23 protein-coding genes and 1 pseudogene are annotated in these 26,634 nt (G+C 71.8%); 12 read left to right on the top strand and 12 right to left on the bottom strand.

The genetic code is table 11. From position 1 onward, the window contains the following. Nucleotides 1–99: 99 nt before the first annotated feature. A complete protein-coding gene (locus tag AB0B35_RS17100) occupies nt 100–1,422 on the top strand; it encodes a hypothetical protein (RefSeq protein WP_361046126.1) in 1,323 nt (440 codons plus the stop codon). 118 nt (nt 1,423–1,540) lie between these two features. On the opposite strand, the gene AB0B35_RS17095 is transcribed toward AB0B35_RS17100, so the two are convergent. Continuing rightward, the gene (locus tag AB0B35_RS17095) at nt 1,541–2,530 is read right to left on the bottom strand and encodes a hypothetical protein (RefSeq protein WP_361046124.1); all 990 of its coding nucleotides are present in this window, start codon (nt 2,528–2,530) and stop codon (nt 1,541–1,543) included. A 223-nt stretch (nt 2,531–2,753) separates the two neighbouring features. On the opposite strand from AB0B35_RS17095, the gene AB0B35_RS17090 reads away from it, so the two are divergent. Then, on the top strand, nt 2,754–4,712 hold the full coding sequence (locus tag AB0B35_RS17090; protein WP_361046122.1) for a primary-amine oxidase: 1,959 nt from the start codon (nt 2,754–2,756) through the stop codon (nt 4,710–4,712). Between the two features lie 75 nt (nt 4,713–4,787). Here the strand turns inward: AB0B35_RS17090 and AB0B35_RS17085 are convergent, their stop codons facing one another. Further along, the gene (locus AB0B35_RS17085) at nt 4,788–6,227 is read right to left on the bottom strand and encodes an APC family permease (RefSeq protein ID WP_361046120.1); all 1,440 of its coding nucleotides are present in this window, start codon (nt 6,225–6,227) and stop codon (nt 4,788–4,790) included. Between the two features lie 295 nt (nt 6,228–6,522). On the opposite strand from AB0B35_RS17085, the gene AB0B35_RS17080 reads away from it, so the two are divergent. Then, nucleotides 6,523–7,194, top strand: coding sequence for a GPP34 family phosphoprotein (locus AB0B35_RS17080; protein WP_361046117.1), 672 nt, complete (start codon nt 6,523–6,525; stop codon nt 7,192–7,194). On the opposite strand, the gene AB0B35_RS17075 is transcribed toward AB0B35_RS17080, so the two are convergent. From AB0B35_RS17075 to AB0B35_RS17065, 3 genes are all read right to left on the bottom strand, one after another. Continuing rightward, the gene (locus AB0B35_RS17075) at nt 7,151–7,876 is read right to left on the bottom strand and encodes an SMI1/KNR4 family protein (protein ID WP_361046115.1); all 726 of its coding nucleotides are present in this window, start codon (nt 7,874–7,876) and stop codon (nt 7,151–7,153) included. The genes AB0B35_RS17080 and AB0B35_RS17075 overlap by 44 nt on opposite strands. Before the next feature lie 897 nt (nt 7,877–8,773). Next, a complete protein-coding gene (locus AB0B35_RS17070) occupies nt 8,774–9,976 on the bottom strand; it encodes a cation:proton antiporter (RefSeq protein WP_361046113.1) in 1,203 nt (400 codons plus the stop codon). A gap of 82 nt (nt 9,977–10,058) precedes the next feature. Next, nucleotides 10,059–11,240 carry a citrate synthase gene (locus AB0B35_RS17065; RefSeq protein WP_361046110.1) on the bottom strand — a complete coding sequence of 394 codons (1,182 nt, stop codon included), beginning with the start codon at nt 11,238–11,240 and terminating at the stop codon, nt 10,059–10,061. Between the two features lie 68 nt (nt 11,241–11,308). Here AB0B35_RS17065 and AB0B35_RS17060 point away from each other — a divergent pair, with 68 nt between their 5' ends. Both AB0B35_RS17060 and AB0B35_RS17055 read left to right on the top strand, forming a co-directional pair. Beyond that, nucleotides 11,309–12,442 carry a citrate synthase gene (locus AB0B35_RS17060; RefSeq protein ID WP_361046107.1) on the top strand — a complete coding sequence of 378 codons (1,134 nt, stop codon included), beginning with the start codon at nt 11,309–11,311 and terminating at the stop codon, nt 12,440–12,442. Nucleotides 12,443–12,480: 38 nt separating this feature from the next. After that, nucleotides 12,481–13,149: pseudogene (locus tag AB0B35_RS17055) on the top strand (sigma-70 family RNA polymerase sigma factor); the annotation flags it as partial. A gap of 182 nt (nt 13,150–13,331) precedes the next feature. On the opposite strand, the gene AB0B35_RS17050 reads toward AB0B35_RS17055, so the two are convergent. Beyond that, nucleotides 13,332–14,642: a hypothetical protein gene (locus AB0B35_RS17050; protein ID WP_361046106.1), complete on the bottom strand. Its 1,311-nt coding sequence runs from the start codon at nt 14,640–14,642 to the stop codon at nt 13,332–13,334. 169 nt (nt 14,643–14,811) lie between these two features. Between AB0B35_RS17050 and AB0B35_RS17045 the strand changes: the two genes are divergently transcribed. From AB0B35_RS17045 to AB0B35_RS17025, 5 genes are all read left to right on the top strand, one after another. Continuing rightward, complete coding sequence (locus tag AB0B35_RS17045) at nt 14,812–15,150, top strand: hypothetical protein (protein ID WP_361046103.1); 339 nt, start codon at nt 14,812–14,814, stop codon at nt 15,148–15,150. Between the two features lie 131 nt (nt 15,151–15,281). Next, the gene (locus tag AB0B35_RS17040) at nt 15,282–15,836 is read left to right on the top strand and encodes a permease-like cell division protein FtsX (RefSeq protein ID WP_361046101.1); all 555 of its coding nucleotides are present in this window, start codon (nt 15,282–15,284) and stop codon (nt 15,834–15,836) included. 142 nt (nt 15,837–15,978) lie between these two features. Further along, nucleotides 15,979–17,598: an NAD(P)/FAD-dependent oxidoreductase gene (locus AB0B35_RS17035; protein WP_361046098.1), complete on the top strand. Its 1,620-nt coding sequence runs from the start codon at nt 15,979–15,981 to the stop codon at nt 17,596–17,598. After that, nucleotides 17,595–18,737: an aromatic ring-hydroxylating dioxygenase subunit alpha gene (locus AB0B35_RS17030; protein WP_361046095.1), complete on the top strand. Its 1,143-nt coding sequence runs from the start codon at nt 17,595–17,597 to the stop codon at nt 18,735–18,737. Before AB0B35_RS17035 ends, AB0B35_RS17030 begins: the two co-directional genes overlap by 4 nt. Before the next feature lie 262 nt (nt 18,738–18,999). Continuing rightward, nucleotides 19,000–19,482, top strand: a complete 483-nt coding sequence (locus tag AB0B35_RS17025; RefSeq protein ID WP_361046093.1) for a PASTA domain-containing protein — start codon at nt 19,000–19,002, stop codon at nt 19,480–19,482. A 183-nt stretch (nt 19,483–19,665) separates the two neighbouring features. Here AB0B35_RS17025 and AB0B35_RS17020 read toward each other — a convergent pair whose 3' ends face one another. Together AB0B35_RS17020 and AB0B35_RS17015 are read right to left on the bottom strand one after the other, a co-directional pair. Continuing rightward, nucleotides 19,666–20,184: a YfbM family protein gene (locus AB0B35_RS17020; protein ID WP_361046090.1), complete on the bottom strand. Its 519-nt coding sequence runs from the start codon at nt 20,182–20,184 to the stop codon at nt 19,666–19,668. Nucleotides 20,185–20,314: 130 nt separating this feature from the next. Further along, entirely contained in the window at nt 20,315–20,932 is a 618-nt protein-coding gene (locus AB0B35_RS17015) for a hypothetical protein (RefSeq protein WP_361046088.1), read from the bottom strand. A gap of 76 nt (nt 20,933–21,008) precedes the next feature. Between AB0B35_RS17015 and AB0B35_RS17010 the strand changes: the two genes are divergently transcribed. After that, the gene (locus tag AB0B35_RS17010; RefSeq protein ID WP_361046085.1) at nt 21,009–21,620 is read left to right on the top strand and encodes a hypothetical protein; all 612 of its coding nucleotides are present in this window, start codon (nt 21,009–21,011) and stop codon (nt 21,618–21,620) included. A 106-nt stretch (nt 21,621–21,726) separates the two neighbouring features. Here AB0B35_RS17010 and AB0B35_RS17005 read toward each other — a convergent pair whose 3' ends face one another. From AB0B35_RS17005 to AB0B35_RS16995, 3 genes are all read right to left on the bottom strand, one after another. Then, nucleotides 21,727–23,205, bottom strand: a complete 1,479-nt coding sequence (locus AB0B35_RS17005; RefSeq protein WP_361046082.1) for a hypothetical protein — start codon at nt 23,203–23,205, stop codon at nt 21,727–21,729. Next, nucleotides 23,202–23,780 (bottom strand): SigE family RNA polymerase sigma factor, encoded by a 579-nt coding sequence (locus tag AB0B35_RS17000; protein WP_361046080.1) that lies wholly within the window; start codon nt 23,778–23,780, stop codon nt 23,202–23,204. The genes AB0B35_RS17005 and AB0B35_RS17000 overlap by 4 nt, the downstream gene beginning before the upstream one ends. 340 nt (nt 23,781–24,120) lie before the next feature. Next, a complete protein-coding gene (locus AB0B35_RS16995; protein ID WP_361046077.1) occupies nt 24,121–24,603 on the bottom strand; it encodes a VOC family protein in 483 nt (160 codons plus the stop codon). 130 nt (nt 24,604–24,733) lie between these two features. On the opposite strand from AB0B35_RS16995, the gene AB0B35_RS16990 reads away from it, so the two are divergent. Further along, on the top strand, nt 24,734–25,771 hold the full coding sequence (locus AB0B35_RS16990; RefSeq protein ID WP_361046075.1) for a hypothetical protein: 1,038 nt from the start codon (nt 24,734–24,736) through the stop codon (nt 25,769–25,771). A 63-nt stretch (nt 25,772–25,834) separates the two neighbouring features. Here the strand turns inward: AB0B35_RS16990 and AB0B35_RS16985 are convergent, their stop codons facing one another. Further along, nucleotides 25,835–26,524 (bottom strand): DUF4386 domain-containing protein, encoded by a 690-nt coding sequence (locus tag AB0B35_RS16985; protein ID WP_361046073.1) that lies wholly within the window; start codon nt 26,522–26,524, stop codon nt 25,835–25,837. Nucleotides 26,525–26,634 lie beyond the last annotated feature (110 nt).

The following is a 26,634-nucleotide window of genomic DNA, read 5'->3' as shown; positions in this document are numbered from 1 at the left end:
TCGCGGACGAAGCCGTTGGCGGAGTGTCGCATCAAACCCCTATCTTGGGGCCCGGTCGCGAACCTCTGATCGCGACACACCTCACGGGGAGGAACCCACTTGCCAAAGATCCGATCCCTCGTCGCAATGCTCGCGGTCGGCGTGGCGGCCGCGCTCAGCGCGCCGGTGACCGCCCAGGCCGCCGACCAGCCGGTCGTGAACTGGGCGCACAGCGACTACGGCAACGACTACGGGACGCTGCTGGTCTCGGCGACCGCAGCCGACGGGGTCAGCGCCATCACGGCCCACATCCTCACCTCCGACACACGCCAGGAGGTCGCCACCGTCGAGGCGTTCACCTTGCGATCAGGCACCACCACCGACGGCGTCTGGGCCGGCACCCCGATCGTGCTCGACGACCTCGGGGTCTACACCGTCGATGTGGAGATCACCGACACCGACGGCACGCACGTGCGCCAAGACGGCATCGGTGAGCTCTACTACGCCATGTTCACGTACTTCGAGAACGTGAGCCTCAACCGGACGTCGACCACGTACGACAAGCGGACCGTGACCATGCGCGGCACGCTGCTGGGCCGCCGGCCCGGCTCCGGTGTCGTCGAGCCGGTCGCCGGCGCCCGGGTCTACGTCCTCGGCACGTTCAACTTCGTCGAGGTCACCACGAAACCCGACGGCACGTTCGCCGGCACGGTCGAGATCGTCTACGAGTCCGAGGATGTCTGGGCTGACTACGGCCTGACCCAGCCCATGCACACCCGTGCGCAGTCCGAACCGCTGCGGGTCACCGTCTCGCCGCGGCCGGTCCGCGTGAGCGTGAATCTCGACAAGGCCAAGCTGAACCGCGGTGAGTCGCTCACCGCGACCGGCCAGATCACCTGGAAGGTCGCCGGAGTGTGGACCCCGCTCGCGGGTGTCGAGGCATTCGTCAGCTTCTGCGCGACGGCGGACCAGGACAGCTGTAACTACATCGGGTCCGTGACAACCGACGCCGACGGGCGGTTCAGTTACACCACGACCCCGCTCGGCGGCGGCCACATCGGCGTGACCCACGTCCAGTACACCGCCGACGGCGGCGTCGACCCCTACGTCAAGCCGGGCTTCGGCTCGTCCCGTCTGTTCACGGTCCTGCAGCCTTCGGCGTTCACGAGCTTCTACGGCGGCCGCTACGACCAGGGCAGGATCGGCGTGTACGGCAACTTCACCTTCACCGGCGGGCGCTCGCCCGCGCACTTCGAGATCAAGCTGCAGTACTCGGCGAACGGTGTCGATGGTTGGCGCACCCACACCACGTTCACCGACCAGTATTCGTTCGAGGTGACCGGGGTCGACATGCCCGGCGCGGTGTACTGGCGTGCCGTCTACCCGGGTGACACCGGCTTCCAGAAGACGGTGAGCGAGGTCGTGGCAATCCCCGCACTCTGATCACGGGACGCACTTCCCCGGGCCGGCGCGTCTGACGAACGCGCCGGCCGGGCTGCGCCCAGCGCAGGAGACTGGGGTGAGGGTCCGGACGCCGCCAACCTCGGCTGACGCCCGCGGGTCAGGCCTTCGTCACGCAGATGACGCTTAGATACGGTCCCATCCAGGCGCCGGAGTAGCCGCCGCCGTCGAGGGTCAGCTCCATGACGCCGATCTCCTTGTCGTCGGCGTCGAAGTACCACTGCAGGCCGACCTCGCCCGGGTCGCCGTTCTGCCCGCCGCCGACCCCGGTCATGTAGGAGTGGTTGTCCTCATACCAGCCGCCGCAGGGCTCCCACTCGATCCGGTCGGCGTAGACGGGCTGGCCGCTGGAGTCGACCGGGTTGCCGTAGCCGTGCTGCTCGCCGTGGAACACCACGTTCGACGGTGGCGTCGCGCACACGACGACCGCGCTGACGCTCCACGTCGCGGCGGTGCCCAGCGGCAGCTCGCTGGCGATCGCCCGAGCCGAGTTCGGGATCTGCGGGAACGACGCCCAGGGGGTGTTGAAGATGCCGAACCCGACGTCGTCGAAGCGCACCGCACGGGTGTCGGTGTTGATCTGCGCGCCCATGCCCACCCGCGTCCGCCCGGACGGGCACTGCGCGATCGCGGCCCTGGACTTCGTGCTGCCCGCGGTCGTCGTGGCGCGCACGTAGGTCAGGTCCGGATACGCCGGTCCGCAGGCGACGGTGACCCGCAGCTGCCACGTCCCCGCGTATCCGTAGAGCAGGTCGGACCGCTCGACGGCTCTGACGAAGAAGGCGTTCTCGGTGGCGTTGTGGACGGGTTCGGTCCGCTGGATGAGCACCTGGTTGGTGGCTCCGAGGATCTGCGCGCCGCCGCCGTACGGCCGGTAGTCCGCCGGGCAGGCCGCGCCGAACTCCACGACGCTGGCCGACGCGGGCCGGCTGTAGACCGTGCGGTAGATGATGCCCGGGTTGTACGGGTCGGTGTCCGATCCCGGTGGAGGCGGTGCCGCCTGCGCGGGTGCGGATGCCGCCGCCAGCAGCGCGGCCGCCGCCAGTGCCGTCAGCGTCCGGCGGATCGTGCCGCGCGATACCGAACCCATCTCCGCCTCCTCGGCGCCGCGACGGGACCCGACCCGCCGATGTCGCCAGGTTAGGCCGCTGCCACGCCGTTGACCCCACCGTGTCGATGATCTGTCCCGGCGGTGGCGCCCTCCGTGGTCGGTGGCGGCGTTCCATGTCCTGCCACTTCGGACTCGACATCGGACCTGGCTGCGCAGAGGATGTTCGGGTGTCCGTGACTGTCCATGAAAGAGGCGTGCACCTATGAGTTCTTCGGCGTTGCATCAGATCTCCCCGCAGCGGCCCGACGCCGCCCACCCGCTGGCCCGCCTCAGTGCCGAGGAGATGCGCCAGGCCCGCTCGGTGCTCAGCGCCGCGGGGCTGGTGGGGGAGTCGACCCGGTTCACGTATGTGGGTCTGGAGGAGCCGGCCAAGGGCGAGGTGCTCGACACCGGCGGCGCGGTCGTGCCGCGGCGGGCCCGGGTGATCCTGCTGGACGTCGCGACGGGCGTGGCGACCGACACCGTGGTGTCGCTGTCCAAGGGCGAGGTCGACAGCCGGCGGAAGCTGGACCCGGTCCGCGACGGGCAGCCGGCGATCATGCTGGAGGAGTACATCGCCGCAGACGAGATCGTCAAGGCCGACGAGGGCTGGCGGGCGGCGATGGCCCGCCGCGGCATCACCGACCTGGACCTGGTGTGCCCGTGCCCGCTGTCGGCGGGCGCGGCGACCAAGCCGGACGAGCAGGGCCGGCGCATGGTGCGGGTGCTGTCGTTCGTACGCCACCGCGAGAACGACCACCCGTGGGCGCACCCGGTCGACGGCGTGGTCGCCTACGTCGACCTGACCGAGCGCCGGGTGATCGAGCTGATCGACGACGTGCTGCTGCCGGTGCCGTCGACCGAGCACAACCACGACGACCCGGAGTACGTCGGGCCGCTGCGCACGACCCTGAAGCCGATCGAGATCACCCAGCCGGAGGGGCCCAGTTTCACCGTCGACGACGACGTGGTGAGCTGGGAGGGCTGGAAGTTCCGGATCGGGTTCGACGCCCGCGAGGGCCTGACCCTGCACCAGTTGTCGCTCAACGGCCGCGACATCGTCTACCGGGCCAGCGTCGCCGAGATGGTCGTGCCGTACGCGGACCCCTCGCCCGCTCGCTGGTGGCAGAACTACTTCGACGCGGGCGAGTACAGCCTGGGCGCGCAGGTCAACGCGTTGCAGCTGGGCTGCGACTGCCTCGGCGAGATCCACTACTTCGATGCGGTGGTCGCCGACGACCTGGGCGAGCCGCAGACCCGCCCGAACGCGATCTGCATGCACGAGGAGGACTTCGGGGTGCTGTGGAAGCACACCGACCTGTTCACCGGCTCGTCGGAGACGCGGCGGCAGCGGCGGCTGGTGATCTCGTTCTTCGTCACGGTCGGCAACTACGACTACGGCTTCTACTGGTACCTGTACCTGGACGGCACCATCGAGCTGGAGTGCAAGGCGACCGGTGTCATGTTCACCTCGTCGTACGTGCCGGGCAGCCCGTACGCCGACGAGGTCGCGCCGGGGCTGGGCGGGCCGTACCACCAGCACATGTGGTGCGCGCGGCTGGACATGACCGTGGACGGGGTCGCGAACACGGTCAACGAGGTGCAGTTGCAGCGGCTGCCGGTCGGGCCGGACAACCCGCACGGCAACGCGTTCACGAAGCAGGTGACGCCGCTGGAGCGCGAGTCGCAGGGGGCGCGGATGGCCGAGCCGGCCAGTGCCCGGGCCTGGCACGTGGTGAACCCGGGCAAGCTCAACCGGCTGGGCCAGCCGGTCGGCTACGCGCTGTTCCCGCAGGGCCAGCCGGTGCTGGCCGCGGACCCGTCGGCGTCGATCTCGCAGCGGGCGGCGTTCGCCACGCACCACCTGTGGGTGACGGCGTACGACCCGGCCGAGCGCTACCCGTCGGGCGACCTGCCGAACCAGCACGCGGGCGGGGCGGGGCTGCCCGCGTGGACGGCCCGGGACCGGGATCTGACGGCGACCGACGTGGTGCTGTGGCACACGTTCGGGTTGACGCACTTCCCGCGTACGGAGGACTGGCCGGTCATGCCGGTGGACCGGGCGGGGTTCACGCTCAAGCCGGTCGGTTTCTTCGACCGCAACCCGACCCTGGACGTGCCCGCCTCGACGGCCTCGCACTGCGCGACGCCCACGGCCGAGGGTGACAGCTGCTGCTCCTGAGCAGGACGAGAGCAGGGGCGGACGCCGTCGCGTCCGCCCCTGCCGTGCAGCTGTGGGCCCCCCGTGGGGCGCGGCTCATTCGGCCGGGCCGCCCTTGCCGATCCGGTCGTACACGGCGGGCTGCGACGAGCGCAGCACCAGGCCCCAGGCCGCGCCGAGCACGACGGCGACGCCGACCAGGCCGGGCAGGATGTAGCGCAGCGGCGAGTTCGCCTCGGCGCCCAGCATCGCGTCGGAGTTGACGATCGTCATAACGGTGATCGCGCCGAGGGCGAGGGTGGCCAGGATCGGGGCGATGGTGCGCTGCCAGAGCGTCTCGGCGCCGCGGTGGCGGTTGAGGTACGCGAACACGGCGACCGACGTGCCGACCATCAGCACCAGCAGGCCGACGGCGGAGACGTAGGACAGCCAGGTGAACAGCTCCAGCACCGGGTCGCGCCCGAGCGCGGCGAACACGGCCACGACGATGACGGCCAGGACGGTCTGCAGCAGCGAGCCGACGTACGGCGCGGAGGTGCGCCGCCCGGTGCGAGCCATGACGGCGGGCAGCACCTTCTCGCGTCCGGCGGCGAACAGGTACCGGGCGACGGTGTTGTGGAACGACAGCAGCGCCGCGAAGACGCTGGTGAGCAGGAGCAGGTTCGCGGCGTTGGCGACGGTGTCGCCGAAGTGCGCGGCCATCAGCGAGAACGGCAGCCCCGCTTCGGGGTCCTGGGCCTGGGCGACGACGTTGTCGGGGCCGGCGCCGACGGTCAGCGCCCACGCCGACAGCGCGTACAGCACGCCGGTGATGGCGATGGCCGTGTACAGGGCGCGGGCCACCGTGCGGCGGGGGTCCTTGGCCTCCTCGGCGTAGTCGCCGGCGCTCTCGAAGCCCGCGAACGCGGCCACGGTGAAGGCGAGCACGCCGCCGATGGCGGGGCCGAACAGGTTGCCCGGGTCGAGTCCGTCGAAGGTGATCGCACCGCCGGCGGGGTTGGCGAACGAGCCGATGTCGAACAGGACGACCGCGGCGACCTCGGCGATGAGCAGCACGGCGAGGACCTTGGCGTTGAGGTCGACGCGCAGCAGGCCCAGGATCGCGACGAGCGCGAGCGCGGCGGCGGCCCATACCCCCCAGTGCAGCGCCGGGCCGCCGTTGGCCTCGACGAACCCGCCGAGCGCGGCGCCGAACAGGCCGTAGAGGCCGATCTGGATGGCGTTGTAGGCCAGCAGGGCCACGAACGAGGCGCCGACCCCCAGCGCCCCGCCGAGCCCCTGCGACACGTACGCGTAGAACACGCCCGCGTTGACGACGTGGCGGCTCATCGCGGCGTAGCCGACGGCGAACAGCGCGAGCGCGGCGGCGACGATCGGGAACGCCAGCGGCACCCCGACCGAGCCGGTGACGGCGAACGTGGCGACGACGCCGCCGGCGAGCACGGTCATCGGCGCGCTGGCCGAGACGGTGAAGAAGACCAGTGAGCTGGTGCTGAGCCGGCGGCGGGCGAGGCCGAGGTCGGCGGGAGCGAGCATGGGCGGTAAGGGCGAGGAGGCGCCCGAGGGGATTGCAGCTCCCCGTGTCTGTTCAGAGGTGGTCATGGGTCCTCTAGTCCTGGGTTCGGGGTGAACGGTCGGTGCATAGTAATGCGTGCAGGTACATGGCTCAATGTGCGTTACACATTGTTAATGAAGTACGTCACCCTCGATGCGTAGGCTGTTGAACGGATCGGCGTACTCCACTAGCCTTTCCAATTTGCACAGACGAAGGCATGCGCCGTGGCATGCCAGGACACCCTCCGTCGCGCAGTGAACATCATCTAGGACCCTCATGTCGACTCTCCCCGTCTCCGACCGGTTCGCCGTGGCCGACGAGCTCTTCCTTATCGGCCACCATGAGTACACCGGCAAGAAACACGCGGGGGACGAGCAGTTCGGTCTCGGCCTGGCCGCCGCCGTGCTGATCGAGCTCGGCTGGCAGCGTGCGATCGCCCTGGACGAGGGCGCGGTCGTCGTGCGCACCACGCCCACCTTCACCGGCGACCCGGTCCTCGACCACGTGCTCGGCAAGGTCGCCGCGCAGGAGCCGGTCACGCACCCGGCCGCGTCGTGGATCGACTACCTGCGCGAGGACCTGTATGCGCTGGTCGCCGAGCGGCTCAAGCGTCAGGCGGTGATCGAGGAGGTGCAGCGTGGCATGCTCAGCCGGCAGAGCCGCCTGGTGGCGGTCAACCCGTTCGTCGCCGCCCGGCCGCGCTCGCTGATGCTCGGCGTGCTGCGCGATCCGCCGGGCCGCCGCCAGCCGCCGGCCAACGCGCACTACGCGGTGCTGGCGGGCCTGGTCGCGGCGATGGAGATGTGGGAGGCGATCCCGACGGTCGGCCCGGACGAAGCGGCCTACAACGCGGCGTTGCTGCTCGACCGGATGCACCCGGCCGAACAGGCGATCATCAAGGGCGTCACCACGACGAAGGCCGCCCTGGCCCGCCGGGTGCGTCGCTGACGGCGGCCGCCGTCAGGCTGCGCTCGGTGTCGGTGAGCCAGCCCAGATACCACTCGCCGAAGGTGGCCGGCTGCCCGAACTCGTTCTCCACGAAGAGCATGTCGTCCCAGTCGCAGCTGCCGTCGTACCAGACGGTCCCGGCGGCGGGCCCGCTCACCGCGAGCCAGTAGCGCCGGTTGCAGCCCTCGTCGGCCAGGTAGATCGCGCCCTGGCTGAACTCCGGCACGGCCACGATCTCCCACATCCGGTCCCGCCACTCGGCGGCCGCGTCGTCGTAGGCGGCGGGGTCGGTGAAGTCCTCCGGCCGGGGTTCCCGCTCGTCGAGCGCGGCGAGTTCGTCGCCGAACGGCCGGTCGACCAGAAAGGGCAGGCCGAGCCGGGCGACGTCGGTCAGGTCGCCGCAATCGCCGTGCCACCGCCAGCCCCCGTCGGCGCTGCGCCGGACCGTGTTGATTCCGTAGTCCGGGCCTGCGCCGCCCGCGCCCACCTGGGTCAGGAACCGCCGGAAGTCGGCGGGCAGTGCGACGCCGAGCCAGGCCTCCAGGTCGGCGAGGTCGTCGTCGCCGAGCACGGGCGCGAGGGTGTATCCGTGCGCGTCGACGCCGAACCGCCGCTCGTGGCCGGGCCGCTCGCGCAGGCTCTCGACGCGCTCGCGTACGCCGGTCCAGTCCGTGTCGCCCATCGCCGCCTCCCTGGCCGGTCACCCGAACGACGGCATGGTAGATCGCCGGGCTGACGAAGAGAACGGCTCTGCCGGATCGGCGGCTGGGCGACACGCGGCGGAATCCGGTCAATACCTTCGTTCCGTGGTTGTACGATTTGCCCGGTTGGCCCGGCTACCGCCCCGGGGCCGGGCCGACCCTTCGTGATCGGGATTCGCGAAGCGGGCGCCGCCCAGCCGTGCCCGCCCACGAGTGCGGCAGGGCAGCCGCCTCTCAGCCCGTCGGCGAGAAGCGGGCTGAGGCAGCCGGTCCGGTGGTGACGCCGCCACCGGACCGGCCGCAACGGCGGCGGCGATGTGCATGGCTCATTCGCGCCCACGGCTGACGACCTCGACCTGTTCGCGACGACGCCGCACCGGCGGGAACGCGATCCCGTTGGCGGCTGTGATCTGAGGCAAAAATCTGAACAGCGACATATCTGGTGATGGTGGCCCACGGTGCCGCTGAGCGGCGGTGGTCGACCAGGCGAACGCCAGGAGTGTAGTAGTCCACGTCGATGAGGAGAGCGGGGTGTCGACAGTCACGCCTACGCGGAACGGGGGCAAGAATGGCTTCGCTCATCTGGCGGAGCAGCGTGCTGCCACCACCCTGGCTGCCTTGGATGACCAGAGCCAGGGCGACATGGTCAAGGCTGCGTTTGAGCGTTCCTGCTGAGCTCTGAGGGCCGGGCCGGTGGCCGGCCCCACCGATGTTCGACGAGGTCGTCCACCGGCAGCGTCACGCCGTCGAGTGCGCCAACAACCAGATTGAACGCGCGGGCCGGAGTCAGCCGGCAACGATGAGGTTGCCTGTCGACAACTGGCCACGATCCACCTCATCGCGAACAACGAGCTGCTCCGTGCACTTGGATACGCGCCCTAGTCGGCGGCTGCGCCAGAGGACTCCACGAGCGCGCGGCTTCGCCGGTCCCACCAGCGAGCGAAGTAGCGGGCACTCAGACCGTGGATGAGGATGCTCAGGCTGATCACGACCACGACGACGTCGGCGACCCAGTCCGCGTCCAAGCCCGACAACTGCTCCAAGGCGATGATGCCCAGCACCATGCTGTCCAGCCCGCGCGGCCCCCAGAACCCCAGCGCCCATCGCTCGCGCCACGGCACGTGGCTGCCCAGCAGCGACAGCGCCACCGGCAGCATCCTGATCAGGGTCAGCGACAGGAACGCGTACAGGAACACCCGCCACTCCAGGCCGTCCATGAACGCGGGCACGATCAGCGACCCGAACACGAACCACACCGCCGCCGACAGCACCAGCGCGGTGTCCGACACGGTCTGCAGCGCCGCGTGCGGCATGTGCGGGGCGGTCGCGCGAGCCGCCAGCCCGGCGACGAACGCGGCGACGAACCCGTTGCCGTGCAGCACCTCGCCCATCGCGAACGCGGTGATCGCCAGCGCGAGCAGCCCGACCCGGTCGGCCTCCGGGGTGCTCCAGCCGCGCTCGCGCGCCATGCTGAGCATCCTGGCCCCGCCGAAACCGACGATCAGACCCGCGACCAGCGCGATGAGCAGTTCCAGCAGGACGCTCTCCAGGTCCGTGCTGGCGACGGCCCCGGCGAGCAGCAGCAGGACCAGCGGTGCGGCGAGGCCGTCGTCGAGGCCGCTGACGACGGTGATGGTGTGGCGCATGCCGGAGGGCAGGCGCCGGTCGTGCAGCAGCGGCAGGATCGGGGTGGAGTCGGTGGCGGCGAGCACGGCGGCGCAGATGGCGCAGACCCACCAGCCCGCGCCGGGCAGCAGCGGGACGCCGGCGGCGAAGCCGAGCGCGACGGTCAGCGGGAACGCGATGAACAGCATGCGCATGGGTACGCGGCCGGTCTCGCGCAGCCATTGCACGCTGATCTCGGTGGCGTCGGTGAACAGGACCAGGGCGAGGGTGATCTCGATGAGGTGCCGGACGATGGGTCCGGTGACCTCGATGTTGACCAGGGGATTGCTGCCGTTGGTGAGGATGAGGCCGGCGGCTGCCATGGCGATGGGCACGGTGACGCTGTAGCGCTGGGCCGGTCGGGCGAGCACGGCCCAGATGACCAGGACCAGGCCGAGCATCAGTACGGCGAGCACGGGCGACTCCTCACCCTGCCCATTCTGGCGGTTTTAGTCCGTTTAGTGGCGAGAAGTCGGTGAGGACCTGCGGCTACCGAGCTCAGCCGTCGGTGCGCGACGGTGTCGGGCCGGTGTACCCGCTGCTCCACCGGAAGCGGTGAGGCGGCTGGGCGTACTCCTCGATCGCGTGCGCGATCCACCCCGCGGTCCGGGCGATGGCGAAGACGACCTCGGTCGCGTCCGGACCCATGCCGGTGGCGTGGGCCAGCGCGGCCACCGCGAAGTCGATGTTCGGTCGCGTGGGTGCGGTCGCCACGAGGTCGTCGAGGGTCGCCCGCAGGTCGTCCGGCATGGGTGTCAGGTCGAGCAGGGCGGCGGCCCGGGGGTCGCCCTCGGCGTACAGCGCCTGCCCGAATCCGGGCAGGCGACCGACCCGCAGCTGCTCGGCCACCGCCGCGGCGGCACCGTCGCGCCGGGCCGCCTCGATCATGCGGTACACCCTCGCGCCGAGTGCGCCGTGCATCGGGCCGTCCAGCGCGCCGAGGCCCGCCGACACCGCCGCGTAGGGGTTGGCCCGCGTCGAGGCGGCGACGCGTACGGCGATGGTCGAGGCGGCCAGGTCGTGGTCGGCGAGCAGGACGAGGGCCGCGTTCAAGGCCCGCAGGCCGGCCGGTTCGGCGGGTGCGGCGGTCAGCCGTGACCAGAGCCGGGCGGCGAGCGTGCCGTCCGCGGGTGCGCCCTGCGCGGGCAGCGCGTCGACCATCGTGGACAGCAGGCCCGGCGCCTGCGCCGCGACCGTGTCCGGGGCGAGGTCGAACCGCAGCGGATCCGTCGCGGCCGCGACGGCGACCACGACGGGCAGCCGGTCGAACAGCCGGGCGTGCGGCGGGAGATGCCCGCTCGCCTCGCGTGCCCGCCGCAGCGTCTCCGGCGGCGCCTCGAACCTCGGCGCACCCATCCGGCCGGTCCAGAGCCAGTCGGCGACCTGCTCGAACGGGGTGTCGGTCAGGTCGGCGGCGGCACGGCCCCGATAGAACAGCCGCCCGTACGCGATCAGGGTGATCGCCGTGCGCATCGCCGGGGCGGCGTCGCGGTCGGGCCGGGTGGCCTGGTTGCGCGAGGCGAGCCGTTCGACGTCGGACAGGCGGTACCGGCTGATCCGTTCGCCGGGAACCTTGACCCTGGTCAACAGTCCGCGGCTCACGTACGCGTAGATCGTCTCGGGTTTGATGCGCAGGCGCTGTGCGACTTCGGCGGTGGTGAGCAGCTGTTCCTCGGCCATGTGGGCATGGTCTCACATTGACTGAATCAACGTTGACCGGCAGTCGATCGCGGGGCGACTCTGCTGGCATGACTGACACCGTCACCGTCCCGCGCGGGCTCGCCGGAGTAGTGGTCACCGACACCACGATCGGCCACGTCCGCGGACGCGAAGGCTTCTACCACTACCGGCAGTACTCGGCGATCGACCTCGCCGGCCGCCGGACGCTCGAAGACGTCTGGGCGCTGCTGGTCGACGGCGCGCTGCCGCCCGACCCGGCCGCGCTGCCGGCGGAGATCGCGCCGCTGCGGCACATCCCCGACGCGGTCATGGCCGCCCTGCCCTCGATCGCCGCCGCTAGCTCGGCAGTGGACCCGATGGGCGGCCTGCGCGCGGCCCTGGCCGTGGCCGGCCTGGCCTCGGGCGCACGCCCGCTCTACGACACGTCGGCCGCCGAGCGACGCGCCCAGGCGATGCGCCTGTGCGCGATGACCCCCACGCTGCTGGCCGCGCTGTACCGCCTGCGCCTCGGCCTTCAGCCGCTCGCCCCGCGCGACGACCTGCCGCACGCCGCGAACTACCTCTACATGATCACCGGTCGGGAACCGTCCGACGTGCACGCCCGCGCGATCGAGCAGTACCTCATCGCGACTGTCGACCATGGCTTCAACGCCTCCACCTTCACCGCCCGGGTCATCGCCTCCACCGGCGCCGACCTGTACGCGTGCATCGGCGGCGCACTCGGCGCGCTGTCCGGCCCGCTGCACGGGGGCGCGCCCAGCCGGGCGCTGGACACGCTGGACGCGATCGGCTCGGTGGACCGCGCCGACGACTGGCTGCGCGCCCGCATCCTGTCCGGCGAGCGGATCATGGGTTTCGGGCATCCGATCTACCGCACCGAGGACCCCCGATCGCGCCTGCTGCGGGGCATCGCCCGGGAACTCGGCGGCGACCTCGTCGACTTCGCGGTCGCGGTCGAAGCCCGCGTGCTGGCGCTGCTGGCCGAGCTCAAGCCCGGCCGTGAGCTGCACACCAACGTCGAGTACTACGCGGGTGTGGTGATGGAGCTCTGCGGGCTGCCGCGGGAGATGTTCACCCCGACGTTCGCCGTCAGCCGCGTCATCGGCTGGTGCGCCAACGTGCTGGAGCAGGCAGAGGACTCGAAGATCATCCGACCTGACTCGCGGTATGTGGGGGAGGCTCCGCCACAGCCCGTCCCCTGACCAGGCCGGGGCCCTGCGGGCGGGCGTGACGTCGGGTCGTGTCCTCCGCGGGGCTCGTTCATTGGTTTGGCTTTACAGCGAACATTCATGGGTGTCACCATGTCGGGCACGTGCCGACCGGCCTGGACCCGGTCGCGATCCGCGTAGGAGTCGCCTTGTCCCCGACGGCGGATGCCGCGCGCGTGGCCGCCGCCCGCGCAGGCGACCGGCATGCCCTGGAGTCCCTGCTCGGCGACCACCTGCCCCTGGTGTACGCGGTGGTCCGCCGCGCCCTGGGCGCCGACCCCGACGTCGACGACGTCGTGCAGGAGACGATGCTGCGCGCGGTCCGGCACCTGCGCGGACTGCGCGACGCCGCCGGGTTCAAGCCCTGGCTGGTGTCCATCGCGGTCAGCCAGATCCAGGAACGCGCCCGCCGCCTGGCCCGCCAGCGCGCCCGCGCCGCCCGGCCGCTCGACCTCGGCCCGGACCTGCCCGAACCACCCGACCCCGACACCGACGTCGCCGCCCTCGCCGAGGACCGCGTCGACGTCGACCGTGAACTGCGCCTGATCGCCCAGGCCACCGGCTTCCTCAACCCGGCCGAACGGCAGACCCTGGCGCTGTGGTCGCAGGAGGTCGCCGGGACCATGTCGCGCGCCGAGGTCGCCGCCGCGCTGTCGCTGAGCCCGGCGCACACCGCCGTCCGGGTTCAGCGCATGCGCGCCCGCCTCGACCTGGCGTTGACCGTGCTGCGCGCCCTGCGGTCCACACCCTCGACGCGGCCGCAGACGTGCCCAACCTGCTCCGCGCGTACGCCGGGCCGCAGGCCGACATCGGCTGAGCCCGGACCGGACCGGCCGGCACCGCCCTACACGGTGCCGGCCGGTCCGCAGCCCTCTCCGGCGGATCAGCCGGTCACCCGCCACAGGGTCAGGCCGCCGGCGTCGCCCGGGCACACGACGATCCGCGGTGCGAACGCGCACCGGCTCACGGGCACGGCCGCGGGCAGCTGGGTCAGTTCGACGCCGCCCGGCGTCAGCCACCCGACCTGCCGATTGTCCTTGCCCCGGATCAGCACCGTCACCGACGTGGCCGGGCCCATGTGCAGGTCCCAGCCGGTGAGGTCGGCCAGCGGCCGGGCGGTCGCCGCGTCGAGCAGCGCGAGGACCGGAAGCCCGTTCCCGCGCGGCTGCGGCCCGGCCACCAGCAGCCCGAGCGGTGTCGGCACGACGGTGCTGCCGTTGGCGAAGCTTCGGCGCACCTCGCCGGTGGCCTTGTCGACGATCGCGACCGTGTTCGAGGATGCCTCGTCGGTCGTCGGCAGCGACGACGTGCACCAGTGCGCGCCGCAGTCGGTGCGGAACACGTACGGTGCGGTGACCACGACAGGTGCGAGGTCGGCGGTGGTGTACCGGGCAGTCGACTTCACGCCGCCGAGCACCGTCTCGAGGGTCAGCTCGTCGCCGAGGACGTTCAGGTCGGTGGGCACGGCCCCGCCCAGGTCCAGCCGATGCCGGCGCAGCACCGTCCCGTCGCGCAGGTCACGCTCGGTCAGCTCGCCGGCGCGCCCCAGCGTCCAGATCGGTATCGGACCCCGGCCGCCGACGGTGGCCGAGAAGTCGATCGCCGGCAGCACCTCCCGCATGTCCCAGCGCGGCTGCCCGGTGCGCAGGTCCCGGACGGTGACCTGCATCGAGGTCCGGTCCTGGCCGGTCGACCAGATCGCGACTGCCACCTCACCGAGCGCGGTCACGGGCAGCCCGTCCTGCCAGCGGATCACACCGGCGACGACGTCGATCGCGTAGGTGGTCCGGCCGCCCGTGGCCCGGTCCTGCATCTCCGTCAGGATCATGCCGGGCACGGCCGCGGTGGGCGTCATGCCGCTGCCCGCGGCCCCGGGCAGCGGCATGCTCCAGGCCTGTGCGCCGTCGTCGAGCCGGTATCCGGCGAGCCGGTCCGCGTCGCGTACCAGCAGCAGATCATCGACGATCTGGAAGTCGCCCTGCGCGGTGAACGCGATGGCGGCCAGCTCCCGCAGCAGGCGTGCGGGCACCGCACCGCCGAGCACGAACACCAGGACGGCCGCGACGGCGGCGGCGACCGGCCGCAGCAGGGTGCGCGTGCCGGGTTGGTCGCGTTCGGACGGCTGCTGCCGCCAGCCCGCGCCGAGGTCGATCACCGCGGTCGTGCTGGAGGCCGGCTGCTGGTACACGGTCACCGCTTCCTGGTCGGCCGGAGCACCCGTCCCGGCGTGCCTGCTCGGTGGTGAACGCCGTGGCGGGCATCGGCGGTTGTCGTCGCCGCGGTCGGTGCCGCAGCCATGGGCGTTTGAGTAGCCTGGCCGCCTGCGGCAACGACGGCGGCGCTGCGCGAGAGGCGGGGTGCGGGTGGAATCACGGGACATCGAGATCTTCTTGACCCTGGCCGAGGAACTGCACTTCGGGCGGACCGCGGCCGCCCCCGACGGCACGCCGACGCGTGCGGGACCCGTGGTCAAGACCTTTCACGAGGTGCTGCACACCGTGGCGACCCGGCAGGCGCTCGCGCCGCTGGGCTCGCACTACGCCCGCTACTACTCCCACCCGGGCATCGTGCTCCTGCCGGTCGAGGACGCGCCGATCACCGAGTGGGCCCTGTTCTGGCGCTCCGGTGACCTGTCCCCGCGGGCGAGCGCGTTCGTCGATGTCGCCGCTCAGCGGGGACCTCGCGTCTTCGATCCCAGCTGACACCGGCCACGGCCGACCGGTTCGGTGGTGGGTCAGCGCAGGTCGGGGGCGGTCCAGCGGTGCCGGTGGCACGGCACCGTGGGCGCTGTCCCGCAGCGGATTCGGTGTATCAGGGCTCCGAGAGCAGTGCGATGCTGGTAGAACTGGTGGCCATGTCCGACTCGATCGACAGTCCGTCCGTGGATTCGCCGCCGCCGGCTGAGCCGGCCGACCCCACCGGGGAGCCGCCCCGCCGGCGCGGTTGGTTCCTGCCGGTAGTCGTCGTCGCCTCTGTGCTGGTCGGGGCTCTGGTCGCCACGGCCGTGATCGTGTTCACGGGCTGGAACGAACCTGAGCATCGGTACCAGGTCAGCGTCTACCTGGAGCGCGACATCACCGCACAGCAGCGGGAGACCGTGCAGTCCGCGCTGGCCGGCCTCGACCCGGTGGAGGCGGTGCGGTACGAGAGCGGGGAGCAGTCGTTCCAGAACTTCAAGGACCAGTTCAAGGACGCCCCGGACCTGCTCGAGACGATCACCGCCGACGACCTGCCCGGATCGCTGCTGGCCGACTTCGCCGCGCCGGAGTTCGACTGCGCGATGCTGGAGCCGGTCAAGGAGTTGGCGGGTGTGGACACCGTGGTGGTCCTCCAGCTACCGGAGGGCGACGGTCCCCGGGCGCGGGTCTCCTGCGGCAACCTGCTGTAGGGCTGCGGTCGGTTCCGGCCGGGCGCGCCGCCGTCCGGCCGGGCGCGCCCTGGTCACGATCTTCCCGATACCGATGGTAATGAATACCGCATGGTGAAATTGGGTCTTCCCAACTGAGTGGTCAGTCAGTCAAACTCTCAGCGTGACGCATGACGTGATCATCATCGGTGGTGGGCACAACGGACTCGTCGCCGCGGCGTACCTCGCGCGGGCCGGGCGGCGGGTGGTCGTGCTGGAACGCCGCCACACCGTCGGCGGCGCGGCCGTGTCCGAGCGCCCGTTCGGCCCCGACTTCCTCGTCACCTCCCTGTCGTACGTGGTCAGCCTGCTCCCGCCGGACATGGTGCGCGACCTGCGCCTGGCCGAGCACGGCTACCACGTGTACGAGCAGGGCCCCTACTTCGCGCCCCGCCGCGACGGCCGCCACCTGCACCTGGCGTCCGACCCGCGGCGCCGCCACGAGGAGATCTCCAAGTTCTCCAAGGCCGACGCCGACGCCTACGAGCGCTGGGAGTCCTGGCTGGGCGGGCTCGGCGCGAAGGTCGGCCCGCTGCTGGACGCCATCCCGCCGAAGCTCGGCTCCAAGCGCCCCGGCGACCTGCTCGGCCAGGCGGCGCTGCTCAAGACCCTGCGCAACGTCGACGTCCGGGCCGCGTTCGACCTGACCCGGCTGTTCACCGCCAGCGTCGCCGACCTGGTCGAGGACCGGTTCGAGTCCGACGCCATGCGGGGCCTGCTGTCGGTGTCGGGCGTCATCGGCACCTGGGGCGGGCCGCGCAGCGCCGGAACGGCGTTCGTCACCCTGCACCACCACCTGGACCAGACCGGCGGCCAGTCCGCGGCATGGGGCTTCCCGCGCGGCGGCATGGGCGGGGTCACCGCCGCGATGGCCGCCTCCGCGAAGTCCTTCGGGGCGGAGATCCGCACCGAGGCCGCCGTGGCCCGCATCGACACCACCGGCGGCCGGGTCACCGGCGTGACCCTGGAATCGGGCGAGCAGCTCACCGCCCCCACGGTGATCACCACCGCGCATCCGAAGATCTCGTTCCTGCGGCTGATGGACCGCGCCGACCTGCCCGGTGACTTCGTCGCCGACATCGAGTCGTGGCAGACCCGCTCCGGCACCGTGAAGGTCAACTTCGCGGTGGACCGGCTGCCGACGTTCGCCAGCCACCCCGAGTTCGACCCGGCGGTGTACGGCGGCACGATCGTGCTGTCGGAGTCCCTCGACGACGTGGAGACCGCGTTCCAGGAGGCCGCCGCCGGCAGAGCGGCGACGCTGCCGTTCGCCGACGTGTGCATCCCGTCGGTGTTCGACCCGACGCTCGCGCCAGGCTCGGACACGAGCGATGTCACCCAGCGCAAGCACGTGGTCAGCATGTTCACCCAGTGGGTGCCGCACACCTGGGCCGCGCAGCCGCACACCGCCGAACTCGACGCCTACGCCGACCGCCTCGTCGCGCGGATGGAGGCGGTCGCGCCCGGGTTCACCGACTCGGTCATCGGGCGTCAGATCATCGGCCCGCACGAGATGGAGCACGAGTACGGCCTGGTCGGCGGCAACATCTTCCACGGCGAGCTGACCCCGGGGCAGATGTTCCACTGCCGTCCCGCAGCCGGCTACGCGGATCTGCGTACCCCGATCAAGGGCCTCTACCAGGCCGGATCCGCCACACACGGGGGTGGCGGAGTCACCGGTATCCCGGGCCGCAACGTGGTCCGGCAGGTCATGCGCGACACCGGCCGCAGGGGCCGGCGATGACCGCCGCACCGCTGCCCGCCGACGGTCTCGACGCGGCGCTGCGCCCGTTCGGGACCTCCCGGATGCTGCCCGTGCAGGCCTACACCGACCCGGCGGTCCTGGCGTGGGAGCGGCGGCACCTGTTCGCCGGTTCGTGGACGTGCCTGGGCCGGCGGGCGCAGCTGGCCGCGGGCGGCAACCAGCACGCCGTGACCGTCGGCGACGTCGCCGTCGTGGTCACCGTCTCCGACCAGGGGGTACGGGCGTTCGCGAACGTGTGCCGCCACCGCGGCCACGAACTGCTGCCCGACGGCGGCGCCTGCGAACGCCGGTCGATCGTGTGCCCGTACCACGGCTGGTCCTACGACCTCGACGGCGCGCTGAAGACCGCGCCCCGCATGGGCGACGACTTCCCCGCCAGACAGTTCGGCCTGGTCGAGCTGCCCGCCGTCGACTGGCACGGCTGGGTGTTCGTCAACGCGACCGGCACCGCGATGCCGTTCGAGCAGCACCTGGGCACCCTCGACGCGCTGGTCGCGCCGTACGCGCCGGAGAAGCTGACGGTCAAGGCCGTGCACCGCTACGAGGTCGCCGCGAACTGGAAGGTCATCGCGGAGAACTACCACGAGTGCTACCACTGCCCGCTGATCCACCCGGAGCTGTGCGCGGTCACCCCGCCGAACTCCGGCGACAACTGGCACGAACCCGGCCACTGGCTCGGCGGGTCCATGGAACTGCGCGAACACGCCGAGACGATGTCCCTCGACGGGCGCTCGCGCGGGGTGATGCTCGACGGCGTCGACCGGCGCACCGTGCGATACCTGGGCCTGTTCCCGAACGTGCTGCTGTCGCTGCACCCCGACTACGTCATGGCGCACCGGATGACCCCGCTCGCACCCGACCGCACCGAGGTCGAATGCCTGTGGCTCTTCGACGACACCGTCACCGACCCGTCGTACGCGGTCGAGTTCTGGGACGTCACCAACCGGCAGGACTGGGCGGCGTGCGAGTCGGTGCAGCGCGGCCTGTCCTCGCCGCACTGCACGCCGGGGCCGCTCGCTCCGAACGAGACCGCGATCTACGACTGGGTCACGTTGCTGGCACGTGCATATCGTGACCCCGCAGGGGTGCTCGGCCCGTCGATCCACGACGCGGCGTGAGCGCTGGTCGGGTGCCGGGTCGGTGTCCGCTGTGGCGTGACGGCGGCATAGACGGGTGTCCGCGGCACTGATCCATGCCCAGGACAGCCCCTCCACCAGCGGGTTCGGTTCAGTGGACGAGTCGACTTAACGTTTCGTTCATAATCTTTTCTCCTTACGGAATGAGGCGGGCACCACCACGGCGGCGTTCACCCTCCGTGCATGATCTTCGTGATCCGAAGAGGGGAGTGCGCGCTCCCATGACTACGTTGATCATCTGGTCATGACCATTCCACCTGCCATGAACCCGGCCCCCAAGAAGGGCCTGAGTCTCGCCGTCGTCATCGGCATCATCGCCGCAGTCGTCATCCTGCTGCTCTGCTGCGTCATCGGCGTCGTCGTCGCCGTCACCGGCGACGACAAGCCCGGCGCGAGCCCTTCGGCCAGTGCCGCCTCCGCCGCCGCGACGCCCGCGGGGGTCGTCGCGTCACCTTCGGCGAGCCCGTCGCCGAGCGCCTCGCCGTCACCGTCCCCGTCGCCGAGCCCGGCCACGGTCAAGATGCCGAACCTCGTCGGTGTCAACGCGGCGGTCGCCGAGGACAAGCTGCGGAAGCTCGGCTTCACGAAGATCGACTTCGGATCGCTCGACCCGGACGACACCCTCGTCATCATCAGGGCGAACTGGACCGTCAAGAAGCAGTCGGAGAAGGCCGGCACGATGGTCAGCGTCGACACCCTGATCGTGCTGAGCGTGAGCAAGAAGTAGCGGAGACCCGGCCGGGGTGGTGCGATGGGAGACACCGCCCCGGCCGGCTGCGCCGGTTCGGCAACCTTGCTCGGGCTGGTGCCGCCCGCGGCTGGGTTCCGGGGACTGGACAGCCGCCGCTGGGCCATGCTGAGGCGTCGGGTCGACTCCGGACGGTGTCCGACAGTTCCGGCGGCGAGACGGTCAGTCCAGCCAGCAGATGATCGCGTCGCCCTCCTTGGCAGCCAGGGCGAAGAACTGCTTGACCTCGGGCAGGCAGTGGGCCGTCCAGGCCAGCTCGCCGGGCCGGTCCCAGATGTCGGGGTAGATCTCGGCCTGCACCAGTTCTGCCTGGTCGACGTCGCGGATCAGGTCGTCCTCGGTGATGTCGGCGAGTTCGGCGGCCGCGGCGGCGACCTGCTCGGGCGTGAGGTAGCGAGGCGGCCCGTAACCCCAGTCGACCTCCCAGGCGAGGAAACCGTGCTCGTTGACGACCTCACCCACCGACTCGTCGATGAACTGCTCGGCCCCGGACACGATCGGAATGCTCAAGCCGCGCCGGAACAGCGGGTAGTCCAGGGAGTGCCACGCTTTGCCGGTGCTGTGCACCCGGTCTGCGTCATCGGACAGGTCCTGGGCGTGGGTATAGGCCCAGTCGAGGTCGTCCTTGGCGCGCGCCAGTTCGGCGGGCGTCACCCGCAGCCAGTTGCCGTTGATGCTCACCGGCGGAGCGTAGATCACGCAGCGGTGGCCAGGTCACGGAGCCGCTTGACCTTGGACGGCCGGCGACGTGACCCTGACTGCCGCCCCATCCCCTCGGCGCGGTGCTGAACGGTGCACACCCGCGCAGCGGCTACCGGGCCGACGCCGTGGTGCAGGTGCTCACGATCCGCGTCGTGTCCGGGTCGAAGGTGTAGCGGCGGGGCGTGTTCGGGAGGAAATCGTCCTGAACCTCGAACGTGTCCGCGGAGACGAACGCGGCCCTGACCGGAATGAGCACGCAGAGCACCGGGGACTGCCTGCTGAACACGCCGTCGACGCTGCGCAGGAGCAGGCGGTCGTCGTCCTGGTCGAGCACGATCCGGTGGCGGCCGTCGGCGGAGCCGGCCAGGACCAGCTCCTTCGGCACCGACCAGAAGGAAGCGACGGTGAACACCAGGGCGACGGCCCCCAGCACCGCGGTGAAACACGTCCAGGCCATCCAGCTGCGGTCACGCGGATGGTCCGACCAGCGCGGGCCGTGTCCTCGCCAGCGCAGGTGCAGGAGATAGACGCCGAACGGCAGCGCGACCCAGAACATCGGCGCGTGGTCGAGCCAGCGGTCGAGCAGGACCAGCCGCCACGGATTCCACGAACCGACGATGCCGGCCACCGCAAAGGTCGCCGCGGTGATGAACAACGTCCATGCGACCCGCCGGTGGGTGGCGCTGACGGGTACGGCGTCGGAAACGGGCAGGTCAGGTGATGCCATGCGCGAGATTATGGGACAGGTCGTCAAGGCCGTCCGCCCCGGCGGCCACGTGACCTTGATGGGTACGATCCCGGCCGTGACTGCCACCCCATCCCCTCGGGCCGGTGATCAGCGCGCGGTGCTGAGCCTCGCCGTCATCGTGATCACCATCGGCGCGACGATCTGGTTCAGCGCCCTGGCCGACGACGTCCCGCTGCTGCGCGACGCCTACCAGCGCCTGCAGAGCACCGGGTACGTGCTGCTGACCGCGCTCGCGGTCGCCACGCTCGCCAGCGCGGCGCTGCACCCGTTCTGGGCCCGCAGAGCGGGACGATCGGTGCGGCTGGGCTGGGTCAACGCCGCCCTGGTGCTGGCGTACACGGTGCTGGTCGGGCTGCTGGCCTGGTATCTCGGCGCGGAGGTCCCCGCGCAGGTCAGCAGCGGCCGCGGCGGAGGCACCAAGGGCAGCTACATGGCGTGGCTGATCGCGGTACTGCCCGCGCTCGCCGTGGTCGCCTGGGCGGGCTCGCTGTTTCCTCGGCTGCCTGAGGACAGCGCCGCCGCTGCTGCGCTCGAGGCGGAAGGCCGCGTCCTGCAGCCGGCCCGGCCGCGGCGGTTCTACCGGACGGTGCTCGGCACCGCGGCTGTGTGCTGGGCGTTCGGCGTTCTGCCGTTCCTCTTCCTGATCCTGGCCGTGGTCATCGCCTAGGCGTGCCCGCGCCGGCGGCCGCTGCCGGGTGAGTCCGGTGTACGGCAGCCGGCGCAGGCAGGCCGGGGCGCAACGACAGCGTCGGCGGCGGATCCGCCGGCGCTGTTCACTGGGCGGCTTCCTCCCTCCGGCGGACCCGGCGCCGCCGCAGCCACCAGTCCCCGGCGACTGCCAGCAGCACCGGTCCGCCGCAGGCGCCGAGCGTCAGCCACACGAACAGGTTCGGCGGCCCGTAGGTCGCCGGTTCCGCCGGGCGCAGCGGGTCCGCCAGCCGGCTCGTGGCGATCTCGATCGCCGACACACCGGCGGGCAGGGTGAGCAGCCGCGACGGCGTGGCCCGGCCCAGCGTGAACACCTCGACTGCCCCGCCGACCTGCACCACGAGCTGGTCCGGCGCACGCCAGCCCTGCACCCGGACGGCGACGTCGGCGGGCAGCGGCGCGAACGCCCCGCCGGTGACCGTGGCCCCGGTCTCCACGTCGACGACCCGTATCTCGGTCGGGCTCGTCGGCTGTCCGCAGCCGACGCAGGCGGTGCGGCGCACCATCGCCAGCAGCCGGCCGTCAGGGCTCCAGGCAGTGCTGTCGCCCAGCCGCCAGCCGTCACGCGGCCAGGCGACCGGCATGCCGCCCGCCACGGGATAGACCTCGACGCCGTCGCGGTGCTCGACGGCGAAACGCGACCCGTCCGGTGACAGGGCCGCTGTGGCGCCGCCACCCGGTTCCTCATACGGGATGGTGCGCAATATCTGCCCCGTCGCCCGATCGACCACCTGCCAGCCGATCTGCGAGCCGTCGGCCGGATCGGTCGCCGCTCGGGCGACGCGCCGGCCGTCGGCGGACCACGCACGGGCGACGGGACCGGTGACCGGTTCTCCGGTGACGAGGTCGAACACGCCGTAGCCGCTCGCCGACAGCAGCCGGCCGTCCGGGGACAGCACCGGCCATGTGCTGGCCGACTCCTCGTGTACCAGCTGTTCGAGCGGGTCGCTGAACACGTCCAGCACGCGGTAGCGGTCGCCGTCGGCGGCCAGCATGACCACCCGGCCTTCCTCCAGGTTGCCGTGCGTGGCCCGGCCGCTGTACACCAGCGCGACCGGACCCGGTGGCGACTGCTGTAGTTCCGCCACCGACCACCACTGGTCCGGTGCGGCGAGCCGGTCGGGCAGGCCGACCCTGCCCCGCGGCTCGCCCCACAGCGCGGTGCCGGGCGGTGCGGCCAGTATCAGCAGCACTCCGACGACCGCGGCCGCGGCCAGACGGCGTACCAGCGACCGGCGCGGCAGGTCCCGCCACAGCACGGCCAGCAGCATCAGCAGCACGGCCAGCAGCGCCCAGCCCAGCGGGCCGCCCAGGCCCGCGCCGACCAGCCCCGGCAGCACGGTGGGGGCAGCGGCCTCGACCGCGGCGGTACCGCCGCCGTGCGCGAGCTCCAGGCCGGCGGTGGCGACCGCGACCGCGAGCAGCCCGGTCCCGGCCAGCCGGCGGCGGTGTGCCCTGCGGCGCGACCGGACGAAGAAGCCCTCCGGCAGCGCCGGCGGCGGCTCCGTCTCGGCGACGGCGCGCAGCTGTTCGCGCAGGCTCATCGGGTCACCGCCTTCTCGTCGTGGCCGGTCGCGGGCGCGCCGTCCGGGTCGCTGAGCAGGCCCGCGAGTTCGGGAGCGAGCTGGCGCAGTCTTGCCAGGGCGTGCCGGGTCTGGCTTTTGACCGTGCCGGGTGCGACCCCGAGCAGGCGCGCGGTCTCCTCCTCGGTGCAGTCCTCGTAGTAGCGCAGCACCAGGACCGCGCGCTGTCTGGCGGTGAGCCGGCGCAGGGCCTGCGCGAGCACGATCCGCACCTCCGGCTCGCCCGCGGTCGCGGACGGCTCCGGGGTCGCGTCGACGAGCACCTCCGGGATCCGCCGCTGCCGCCTGCGCCACCAGGAAACCGCCTGGGTGTAGAGGACCTTGCGCACATACGCCTCGGGCCGGTCCAGCCGGTCCCATCGCACCGCGGTGCGTTCCAGGGCTGTCTGCAGCAGGTCCTCGGCGTGGTGCCGGTCGCCGGTCAGCAGGTACGCCGCGTGCCACAGCGACGCTGTCCGGGCTCGGACGAACTCCTCGAACCGCACCGCCCGGTCGTCTGGTGTGCCCGGTTCGGGCAGCGTCCAGTCATCGCGCATTTCGCCACTCCATGGTCTGGTGGACGCCCGCGGTGCCGGGTCCGGGGGGAACAGGGAGCGTACTTTTTCGCGACCACGTGTGGGTTCACGGCCGTGCCGGGGGAGCGCGAGGTCTCGGCGGTTCCGGGGTTGCGTCGCGCTGCTCCCGGCCGTCAGCGGTCCTCTTCCACCGGCCTTCGGATAAGCAAGGTCTACCGCACGACCCTGCCCATGGTGCCGTGGCCCGGCGGTCCGGACTCCGCCAAGATCTGGAAAGCGGTCAAGGGCGAACTCGTCCGCCGATAGCGGCAGGCGACCGGTCGGCCGGGCGTCGCGCCCGGCCGACCGCGCGTGGCGGGTGTCAGGCGACAGGCCTGCCGACGCTGTCGCGGACCATCTGCGACCACTCGGCGTCGGCGTCGATGTCGGCCCGCCGCGGTTCGGTGAGGACCACGACGTTGCCGTCGGGGTCGGTCAGCGTCAGATCGTCGCTGCGCCACGGCGTGGGGGAGGGACCCGCGACGGTGCCGCCACCGGCCGCGGCCAGGTCTTCGGCTCGCAGCCGCAGGTCGTCGCCACCGGCGGCCATCGTGATCCGGACCGTGCCGGACGCAGCGGCCTGCGCGGGCACGAGCAGGATGTCCTGGTATCGCTGCCGGCGCAGGTGGACCAGGGCCGTCCGGCCGCCGGGACCGGGCATGGCGGCGAGGACCACGAACCCGGCGGCCTCGTACCACCTGGTCGTGGCGGGCAGGTCGGCGGCTTCGAACTTCACGAACGCGGGCATCGGGTAGATGTCGCGGTCGACGCCCGGGGCGGGCCGGGCGGCGGATTCGGTGGTCATGGCACTCCTTTGTCGCCGGTGAAGCGGTGTACCTCCGACGGTGCCGCCTCCCGCCACGTCAGGGTCAACCCGGTTCGCGGACGGGTGACCTCGATAGGAGATGCCTGCTGAATGCCCTTACCCTCCGAACATGGGGCAAAAGCGCCCAATGGGTTTCCTGGTCGAGGAGGGCGGGACCATGCGCACCGACGACAGCCGTCCACGACGGACACGACACGGCGTGCTGTCGGCCGCCGCGCTCGCCGCCACGCTCACCCTGACCCCCGTCGCCGCGCACGCCACACCCGACCCCCCGACCGGCCCCGCAGCCACGGTGCTGCCCCCGGCCGCGACCGCGGAGCCCGGGCCCTGCCCGCCGCTGACCCGCTTCCGGGCGCGGAACTTCGCCGACTCCGCCGACCTCGACAACACCCGCCAGCCGCTGCCGGCCGGCACCGAGATCACGCTGCAGGCCGTCGCCAACGACGGCGGCGCGCTGCTGCCGCACATGGTCGTCCTCACCGCCACCGACCTCGTCAAGAACATCGACGGCGTATGGACCCGGGTGCTCTGGCAACGCGACTGGCGCGACGGAGCCGCCGTCGAATCCGCGCTCGTCTTCCAGGCCCAGGACGACCACGGCAACATCTGGCAGCTCGGCGAGTACCCGGAGCTGGTCGAGAACGAGCTGCCCGCGGGCGCGCCCGAGACCTGGATCGCCGGCGTCGCGAGCGCACGGGCCGGGATCGTCGTACCCGGCGACCCGGACCGCGACGAGCCGCCGTACCTGCGCGCCGAAGCCCCGGCGATCGGGCTGCTGCAGTGCGGCATGGTCATCCGGACCTCCGCCGACGAGGTCTGCGCCCCCGCCATCTGCTACGACGACGTCCTGGTCGTCGAAGAGTTCAGCCCGCTGCTCGCCCCGCCGGTACGCCGCTCCTACGTGCCCGGCATCGGCCTGGTCGCCGCCGCGCAGGCCAACTCCGACGGCGAGACGCTGTTCCTGTCCGGCAGGCGCGGCCTCACCGTCGCCGAGCGGCTCGCCGCCGACTGGGAGGCGGTGCAGCTGGAGGACCGGGCGTACGAGACGAGCGAGGTCTACGCAGAGACCACACCGATGCGCTTCGACGCGGGCGACGGCGACGCCGACGCGGTCCGCCGGCTGATGTCCGACCGGCTGCGTCGCTGAGCTTCACCGAGGCAGCGGCGCCGCGACCCAGCGCGGCGCCGCTGCGTTTCTCCCGCCTGCGGGTCAGGCGGTCGCGACCTGCGGGGTCACCGCGGCGGCCCGGTTCGACACGCCTCTGACCAGCAGGTGGCCGACCATCCAGAACTCGCCGACGGTCGCGGGCACGACGAGCACGGTGACGGCGACGGGAAGGTCGGGGACGAGCACGGCGGCCAGGACGCTCAGGATGTAGCCGACGCCGCCGGCGATGAGGATCCAGCCGAGCGGGCGGGGCATGTAGCCGGAGTGGACGGCCAGCCATCCCATCGGCATCAGCCACAGGCCGAAGAACAGGCCGCCGAGAGCGAACGCGGCACCGCTGAGGTCGTAGAGCAGCAGGGCCTGGGCGGCCGATGCCGGGTCCGCGCGCAGGGCGGTGTCGAGCGCGGCGGTCGTGCACATCGCGGAGACGAGGACGATCACGGAGTTGACGAGGCCGAACGCGGCGATGGATCCGGCGGCGACGGGCGAGGTGGGCCGGAACAGCCGCCAGAACCAGACCGCGGTGGCGGCCTGGGTGAGCACCATGGCGAGGTCGGCGACGATGCCGATGCGGGCGAGGCCCTCGTGGGCGATGAGGTTCGCGGCGGTGCTGGCGGCGTCGTCGGGTACGTAGAGCTGGTCGCGGATGAACAGGAAGCCGATGAAGCCGGAGACGGCGAGGCCGAGGTAGGCCAGGCCGGTGATGCGGGCGGTGCGTTTCACGTCTGTCATGGGGCACCTCCAGGGATGGGTGGTGACGGCGGGTGGGTGCGCGTCATCGCTGCTCGGGCATGGTGAGGAGCGGGCCGTCGGGCCCGCGTGTTAATAATCTTTGACATATC

This window comes from Catellatospora sp. NPDC049133 (assembly GCF_040648455.1).
In the GTDB taxonomy this organism is placed as follows: domain Bacteria; phylum Actinomycetota; class Actinomycetes; order Mycobacteriales; family Micromonosporaceae; genus Catellatospora; species Catellatospora aurea.
Note: the sequence above shows the minus strand (reverse complement) of the source record. Positions and strands in the feature narration are given on the sequence as shown.

What these genes read in the sequence shown, in the direction of transcription:
- AB0B35_RS17095 (WP_361046124.1), bottom strand. Translation starts at nt 2,530, where the DNA reads ATGGGTTCGGTATCGCGCGGCACGATCCGCCGGACGCTGACGGCACTG.
- AB0B35_RS17090 (WP_361046122.1), top strand. Translation starts at nt 2,754, where the DNA reads ATGAGTTCTTCGGCGTTGCATCAGATCTCCCCGCAGCGGCCCGACGCC.
- AB0B35_RS17085 (WP_361046120.1), bottom strand. Translation starts at nt 6,227, where the DNA reads ATGCTCGCTCCCGCCGACCTCGGCCTCGCCCGCCGCCGGCTCAGCACC.
- AB0B35_RS17080 (WP_361046117.1), top strand. Translation starts at nt 6,523, where the DNA reads ATGTCGACTCTCCCCGTCTCCGACCGGTTCGCCGTGGCCGACGAGCTC.
- AB0B35_RS17075 (WP_361046115.1), bottom strand. Translation starts at nt 7,876, where the DNA reads ATGGGCGACACGGACTGGACCGGCGTACGCGAGCGCGTCGAGAGCCTG.
- AB0B35_RS17065 (WP_361046110.1), bottom strand. Translation starts at nt 11,240, where the DNA reads ATGGCCGAGGAACAGCTGCTCACCACCGCCGAAGTCGCACAGCGCCTG.
- AB0B35_RS17060 (WP_361046107.1), top strand. Translation starts at nt 11,309, where the DNA reads ATGACTGACACCGTCACCGTCCCGCGCGGGCTCGCCGGAGTAGTGGTC.
- AB0B35_RS17040 (WP_361046101.1), top strand. Translation starts at nt 15,282, where the DNA reads ATGCTGGTAGAACTGGTGGCCATGTCCGACTCGATCGACAGTCCGTCC.
- AB0B35_RS17030 (WP_361046095.1), top strand. Translation starts at nt 17,595, where the DNA reads ATGACCGCCGCACCGCTGCCCGCCGACGGTCTCGACGCGGCGCTGCGC.
- AB0B35_RS17025 (WP_361046093.1), top strand. Translation starts at nt 19,000, where the DNA reads ATGACCATTCCACCTGCCATGAACCCGGCCCCCAAGAAGGGCCTGAGT.
- AB0B35_RS17015 (WP_361046088.1), bottom strand. Translation starts at nt 20,932, where the DNA reads ATGGCATCACCTGACCTGCCCGTTTCCGACGCCGTACCCGTCAGCGCC.
- AB0B35_RS17005 (WP_361046082.1), bottom strand. Translation starts at nt 23,205, where the DNA reads ATGAGCCTGCGCGAACAGCTGCGCGCCGTCGCCGAGACGGAGCCGCCG.
- AB0B35_RS17000 (WP_361046080.1), bottom strand. Translation starts at nt 23,780, where the DNA reads ATGCGCGATGACTGGACGCTGCCCGAACCGGGCACACCAGACGACCGG.
- AB0B35_RS16995 (WP_361046077.1), bottom strand. Translation starts at nt 24,603, where the DNA reads ATGACCACCGAATCCGCCGCCCGGCCCGCCCCGGGCGTCGACCGCGAC.
- AB0B35_RS16990 (WP_361046075.1), top strand. Translation starts at nt 24,734, where the DNA reads ATGGGGCAAAAGCGCCCAATGGGTTTCCTGGTCGAGGAGGGCGGGACC.
- AB0B35_RS16985 (WP_361046073.1), bottom strand. Translation starts at nt 26,524, where the DNA reads ATGACAGACGTGAAACGCACCGCCCGCATCACCGGCCTGGCCTACCTC.